At 70.9% G+C, this 6,535-nt stretch carries 7 protein-coding genes and 1 pseudogene; 2 read left to right on the plus strand and 6 right to left on the minus strand.

The genetic code is table 11. The features are described from left to right. A pseudogene (locus tag NCC78_RS25790) lies at window positions 1-452 on the plus strand (ATPase); the annotation flags it as partial. 126 nt (window positions 453-578) lie between these two features. Here NCC78_RS25790 and NCC78_RS25795 read toward each other — a convergent pair. From NCC78_RS25795 to ngcE, 6 genes are all read right to left on the minus strand, one after another. Further along, window positions 579-1,013, minus strand: coding sequence for an SRPBCC family protein (locus tag NCC78_RS25795; protein ID WP_250797689.1), 435 nt, complete (start codon window positions 1,011-1,013; stop codon window positions 579-581). Beyond that, window positions 1,006-1,335, minus strand: coding sequence for an ArsR/SmtB family transcription factor (locus NCC78_RS25800; protein ID WP_250797692.1), 330 nt, complete (start codon window positions 1,333-1,335; stop codon window positions 1,006-1,008). Before NCC78_RS25800 ends, NCC78_RS25795 begins: the two co-directional genes overlap by 8 nt. Then, complete coding sequence (locus tag NCC78_RS25805; RefSeq protein ID WP_250797694.1) at window positions 1,328-1,702, minus strand: VOC family protein; 375 nt, start codon at window positions 1,700-1,702, stop codon at window positions 1,328-1,330. Before NCC78_RS25805 ends, NCC78_RS25800 begins: the two co-directional genes overlap by 8 nt. A gap of 49 nt (window positions 1,703-1,751) precedes the next feature. Further along, on the minus strand, window positions 1,752-2,654 hold the full coding sequence (locus tag NCC78_RS25810) for a carbohydrate ABC transporter permease (RefSeq protein ID WP_250797696.1): 903 nt from the start codon (window positions 2,652-2,654) through the stop codon (window positions 1,752-1,754). Further along, entirely contained in the window at window positions 2,651-3,559 is a 909-nt protein-coding gene (locus NCC78_RS25815; RefSeq protein ID WP_250797698.1) for a carbohydrate ABC transporter permease, read from the minus strand. Before NCC78_RS25815 ends, NCC78_RS25810 begins: the two co-directional genes overlap by 4 nt. 68 nt (window positions 3,560-3,627) lie before the next feature. Beyond that, a complete protein-coding gene (ngcE, locus tag NCC78_RS25820; RefSeq protein ID WP_250797706.1) occupies window positions 3,628-5,046 on the minus strand; it encodes an N-acetylglucosamine/diacetylchitobiose ABC transporter substrate-binding protein in 1,419 nt (472 codons plus the stop codon). 196 nt (window positions 5,047-5,242) lie between these two features. On the opposite strand from ngcE, the gene NCC78_RS25825 reads away from it, so the two are divergent. Beyond that, window positions 5,243-6,535: acyltransferase family protein (locus NCC78_RS25825; protein WP_250797707.1), on the plus strand; the 1,293-nt coding region annotated here is incomplete at its 3' end.

Consider the following 6,535-nt stretch of genomic DNA (forward strand, 5'->3'; position numbering starts at 1 on the left):
CGCTGGCCGCCGCCGTGCTCACCGAACTGCTCGGCTCGGCCGAGGTGTCGGCCCGCCCCCGGAACACGGTCGACACGCTGATCCAGGCGGTCACCCGGCGACCCCCGGTGGAGCTAGCCCGGCTCGCGCCCCTGGTGGTCGCCGCCGCCGACGACGGCGAGCCGGTCGCCGCCGGGCTGATCGACGAGGCCGCCGGGCACCTGGCCGAGAGCGCGACCCGGATCCGCCCCGCCGCCACGGTGTCCCCCGTCGTGCTCGGCGGTGGTCTGCTCACCGGGGACACCCCGCTGGCCACGGCCGTCCGGGCCGAAGTCGGCCGGCGGTGGCCGGGCGCGCCAGTGTGCTCGGCTGGCGACGGCGCCGCCGCGGCGGCCTGGCTCGCCGCCCGCGAACTGCCCGAGGTGACCGACGCGACGGCCCTGCACGAACTGCTGGTCCCGACAACCTCCTGACCCGCCCTCCACTCCCCGCCGCCGCGGACCGAACCGAGCGCGGGCCGGGGCGCAGGGGCGACCGGGCGAGACGAGCGGGCCGGGACGCGGACGGGCCGGCGTGATCGGTAACGGTCGCCGCTGCGCCTATGTGCCGGCCGTGTCGAGCGCCTCCGCCAGGCGGGGCCACACGCGCGAGCGCCAGCCACCGTCGAGCAGGGCGGCGGTGCGCTGCTGCACCGGGTCGTCCGGGTCGAAGCCGGCGTGCTCCAGGAAGAGCCGGGTGCCCCGCCCCTCGGCGACGAGGGTCCAGGCCACCACGGTGTCCAGCCGACCGCCGCGCCAGGCCCAGCGCAGCCGGCGCGGCGGGTCGACGTCGAGCACCTCACAGTGCACGATCCCGTCGAAACCCTGCCCGGGGCGCGGCTCGGTGCGGAAGGTGAACCGGTGCCCGACGACCGGCATGAAGTCGTTGGGCATCAGCCATCGCGCGATCAGATCGGAATCGGTCAGGACCCGCCAGACCTTCGCCGGCGGATGAGCCAGGAACTGGTCCACCCGGATGGTCGTGACGTCACCCACCGTCGGCCCCGTCCAACTCGTCCAGCACCTCGCGCAGCGCGGAGAGCCGGCCGCGCCAGAAGTGCTCGTACGGGCTGAGCCAGTCGGCGACCTGCCGCAGCGGCTCCGGTCGCAGGGAGTACAGCCGTTGCCGGCCGGCGCGCTGCTCGACCACGAGGCCGGCGTCCCTGAGCACCTTCAGGTGTTCCGACAGGCTCGGCCGACGCATGTCGAAGTGGTCGGCCAGTCGCTGCACCGGCTGCTGCCCCCCGTCGCGAAGCAGTCGGAGCAGCTCGCGGCGGGCCGGGTTGGCCAGCGCCGCGAAGACGTCCGCTTCAGGCACGGGTGGACTGCAGCACGATGCCGTTGCCGTCCGGGTCGTCGAAGGTGGCGTAGCGGCCCCAGGGCGCCCGCTGGATGCCGCCGTCGGCGAAGACGACGCCCCGGCCCCGCAGGGCGGCGACGTCGCCGTCCAGGTCGTCGGTCTCCAGCACCAACCCCTTAAGCGAGCCCGGTGGCATGGTCGGGAACCAGGTGACCAGGGTGAGGCTGGTCGTGGCACCCTTCGGCGCCACCTGCACCCAGCGCCCGCCCGGGCCCATCGGGTTGTCCCGGACCAGGTCGAATCCGAGGACGTCGACGTAGAAGTCCCGGGCCCGGTCCTGGTCGCTGACGGGCACGGAGATCAGTTGCACGTGTGTCACGGTCATGCCGACCACCATAGGTAGGAGATTTCCTACCGGTCAAGCTCGGGCCGGATCACTTGAGCTGGCCGGCGGTCAGGCCGGACTGGACCTGGCGCTGGAAGGCGACGTACACCAGGAGCACCGGCACCACCGCGATGGTGAGGCCCGCGAAGAGCTGGGCGTAGTCGCCGGCGTAGCCCTGGTTGACCGACAGTGCGGCGAGCCCCTGGGCCAGCACCCACTTGGACTCGTCGCCCTGCATCAGCACCTGTGGGAGCAGGAACTGGTTCCAGTGGCTGAGGAAGTTGAAGATGGCGACGCTGATCAGTCCCGGACGCGCCATCGGCAGCATCACCTGGAAGAAGAGCCGGAAGTGGCCACAGCCGTCCACCATCGCCGCCTCCGCGATCGACGTGGGCAGGGTCCGGAAGAAGGCGGTCAGGAAGAACACCGTGAACGGCAGCGAGTAGGCCGCGTACACCAGCACCAGCCCGGTCCAGGTGCCGAACAGTCCGGCGTTGCGGACCACGAAGAAGAGCGGCACCAGAGCGAGGAAGACGGGGAACATCAGCCCGCCGACGAAGAGGTAGTAGACGACCTGCTTGCCGCGGAACTCGTACCGGGCGAAGACGTACGCGGCGGCGGCGCCCATCAGCATGGTCAGGGTGACCGAGCCGGCCACCACCAGCAGGCTGTTGAGGAAGTACTGGCCGATGTGCGCACCGTTCCAGGCCCGGACCCAGTTGTCCAAGCGCAGCTCGGCGGGGAGCCCCCAGGGGTCGGCCAGGATCTCCGTGTTGCTCTTGAACGAGCTGAGGAACATCCAGAGCAGCGGCAGCACGGTCAGCGCGCTCCAGAACAGCAGGAAGCCGTGGGAGAGCACGTTGGCCACGCCCAGCTCGCGACGTACGGGACGGTCGGCGGGGGCGGCGGCCGGGGCGGCCACCGCCGCGGCGGGCTTGTCCAGAGTGGTCACGAGTACTCGATTCGATCACGCTTGCTGACCCGCAGCGCCAGCACCGCCACCGTGAGGGTCAGGAAGAACATCACCACGCCGATCGCCGAGGCGTAGCCGAACTTGGTCTCGCTGCCGAACGCCGTGTCGTACATCCGCACGCCGATCACGTCGGTGGAGAAGTTCGGGCCGCCGTTGGTCATCAACTGCACCAGGATGAAGCCGTCCAGGGCGAAGATCGCCAGGTAGACCCAGGCCACCTGGACGGTGTCCCACAACAGCGGGATGGTCACCTTCCACAGCGTGGTGAGCCGGGAGGCGCCGTCGAGCATGACCGCCTCGTAGATCTCCTTCGGGATGGCCGACATGGCCGCGCCGAAGAGCACCACGTAGAAGCCGACGTTGCTCCAGATCATCACCGCCAGGACGCACCAGAAGGCGGTCTTCGGGTCGCCCAGCCAGGTCGGTGCGGAGAGCCCGACGCCGTTCAGGGCGCTGGTGAGCAGTCCCTTGTTCGGGTGGTAGACCTCCTTCCACAGCAGCGCGATGATCACGACGGAGAGCACCTGCGGGAAGAAGTACACCGTGCGGTAGAACGACGAGCCGCGCACCCCGCTGACCCCCGCCCGCCCCTTCCGGCCGCCCATGTTGAGCATGGCGGCGAAGAAGAGGCCGAGCACAATGGTCAGCACCGGCACCAGCGCCAGCAGGATGGCGTTGTTCTTCAACGCGTTCCAGACGTAGTCGTCGTTCCAGAGCGCCTTGAAGTTCGCCATCCCCACCGAGTTGGCGTCGGCGGAGTAGCCGAGCCAGTCGGTGGTGGAGATCTGGAACGTCTGCAGGTACGGCGACACGACGAACACGACGTAGAGCAGCACCGGCGGCACCAGGAAGGTGACGATCAGCGGGTACTTGCCATGTCTCACGATGAGGTCCTATTTCCTGGCGGCGGCGCGGTGGGAGCGGGGTCGGCCCACCCCCACCGCGCCGGTTGTCAGACGGCCCGCTTGTACTTCTTGATGGAGCTGTCCTGGGCGATCGAGTCGGCGCCCTTCTGGCACTGGTCGAGGAACTCCGCCGGGCCGATCCGCCCGCTGAAGAACTCGCCGCAGGCCGCGTCGACGAGATTGCGCTCCAGCTTGCGGTAGTAATTGTTGTAGACCCAGTTGAAGCCGTTGCTCCCGGACGCGTCGAGGGCCTTGACGACGGTGGCCAGTCCGAACGGCAGCTCGACGCCCTCGCTGGCGCCGGCCACCACGGTCAGGCTGGAGACCTTCTTGGTGAAGTCCTGCGCGCCCTTCCTGGACAGCATGATCCGGAAGAGCTCCAGGCCACCGGCGATGTTCTTCGCCTTGGCCGGGACCATGAACGGCTCGCCGGCGGTACCGCGGACCGCCTCGAAGGGCAGCTTGTCGCCGCTGCCGAGGCTCGGGGTCGGCTGGACGGTCATGTTGAACCCCGCCGGGGTGACGTCCTTCTGCTCGCTCTCCAGCCAGGAGCCGCAGGAGATGAAGGCGGCCTTGCCCTGGCACCACGCGGTCTGCGACTGCTTGTGGTCGAGGCCGGACGATCCTTCCAGGATGTACTTGTCCTTGACGATCTGGTGCCAGGCGTCGGCCGCGGCCTTCATCGCGTCGGACTTCCAGGCGTTGGGCTCCAGGTTGTCGATCGCGGTGGCGACCGAGGGGCCACCGAACTTGATCGCGGTGGAGATCAGCGGCCAGCTCATGTAGCGGGGGTGCAGGCCGGCGTACGTCCAGGGGGCGATGCCGGCGGCCTTGATCTGCTTGCACAGCGCGATGTGCTCGTCCCAGGTCTTGGCGTACTCCCACTTGCGCTCGGTGAAGAGCTTGGTGGAGTGCCAGATGCCGTAGACGGTGTAGGTGTAGTTCATCACCAGGAACTTGCCGTCGTACGAGCCGACCTCGACGGCGCCCGGCAGCAGGGTGTCCTTGACCGTCTTGCCCGGGATGTCGAGGCTCGGGGCGGCGAGCAGCTCGCCCAGGTCGGCGATGGCGTTCTGCGACACCAGGCCGTTGAAGTCGATCTGGCCGGCGCCGGAGTTGTTGACCACGTCCGGCGGGGTGCCGTCGACGAAGCGCGGCTGGAGGGTCTTGCTGATCTCCTGCGTCGCCGAGTGGTTGATCTTCGCCTTCGGGTACTTCTCGGTGTACATCGCCTCGTGGGCCTTGGCGTACTCCTCGCCGAAGCCGCCGTTGAAGATCACCACCTCGAGGGGCGCATCCTCGGCGACACCGAGCGGGTTCTGCTCGCTCTTGGTGCCCTTGTAGGTGCCGGCGTCGCCCTTGTCGTCGCCACCACCGCCGGTGGCACAGCCGGCGAGCAGGCCGGCGGCGGGGGTGGCCAGCAGCCCGGCGGCGGCGGTGCGCCGCAGGATGTCACGCCTGTTCATGGTCTCTCCTCGGATTCGGTCCGGCCGGTCGTCGGGTGGGGGTTGGCGACCGCCGCACGAGGCACGGGGGGAATTTGTCTTCAGTTTGCTGTGCGGTGTTGAAGAATTTCTACGGCAGCGGCGCGCCGACTTCAAGCCCCCACGACCGAACCGTTATCGCCACCGGCCAACCCGGGACTGGCATACCCTCGGGGCCATGGGCCGTCTGCGGCAGCTCGCCGCGCGTACGCCCGCTGGTCGGGAGCGCTTCGTCGACCTGCTCCGGGCGCTCGCGATCGTCATGGTCGTTCTCGGCCACTGGGTGATCACCGCGATCGGCGAGGACGCCACCGGCCGGCCGACCGGCCGCTCGGCGCTGCCCGACCTGCCGTGGGCGTACCCGCTGACCTGGGCGGCCCAGGTGATGCCGGTCTTCTTCCTGGTCGGCGGGTTCGCCAACGCCGCCTCGCTGGCTTCCCGCCGGGCCGCCGGCGGCGACGGCACCGGCTGGCTGCTGGACCGGGCTGCACGCCTGCTGCGGCCCACCACCGCCCTGCTGCTGGTGCTCACCGGCGGAGCGGCGGTCGCGACGCTGGCCGGCGTCGAGGAGACGCTGACCCGCACCGCCGTCTGGTTCGCCACCGTCCCGCTCTGGTTCCTCGCCGCCTACCTGGCGGTTGTGCCGCTGACCCCGGCCATGCACGCCCTGCACCGACGCTTCGGTCTGCTCGTCCCGCTGGTGCTGGCGGCGCTGGTCGCGGCCGGCGACCTCGGACGGGCGCTGGGGCCGGCCGGGCTGGCGCTGCCGAACTACCTCTTCGGCTGGCTCGCCGTTCACCAGCTCGGCTTCGCCTGGCACGACGCGCGCGCCGCGGCGGGGCCGGGGCGACCCGACCCCCGCCCTCCCGGCACCGCGCGCCACGACACCCACCCCGAGCAGCGCGACCCCCGCACCGGCCACCGCGCCGCGGACCCGGAACCGTCGGGCCCCGGGCGGGGCATCCGCCGCCGGCGGCTGCCGATGTCCCGCCCCGCCGCCACGGCACTGCTGGTCGGCGGGCTGACCGGGGCGGTGCTGCTGACCACCGTCGGCCCGTACCCGGTCAGCATGCTGAACGTGCCCGGTGAGCGGCTGGACAACGCCGCCCCGCCCAGCCTGGCCCTGCTCGCCCTGACCACCGCCCAGCTCGGGCTGATCCTGCTGCTGCGCGACCCGGCCGAGCGCTGGCTGCACCGCCCCCGACCCTGGCAGGCGGTGATCGCGGTGAACGCGGTCGTGCTCACCGTCTTCCTCTGGCACCTGACCGCCGCGATCCTGCTGGTGGGCGCCCTGGACGCGCTGGGAGTGCTGCCGACCCCACCGGTGGGGTCGGCCGCCTGGCTGGCCTGGCGCCTGCCGTGGCTGCTGATGCTGACCGTGGTGCTGGCCGCCCTGGTCGCCGTCTTCGGCCCGATCGAGGCCCGCACCGGCACCACCCGCCCCCGGCCGCGCGATCGACCCGACGCGACC

It is taken from the genome of Micromonospora phytophila (genome assembly GCF_023656545.1).
GTDB lineage: Bacteria > Actinomycetota > Actinomycetes > Mycobacteriales > Micromonosporaceae > Micromonospora > Micromonospora phytophila.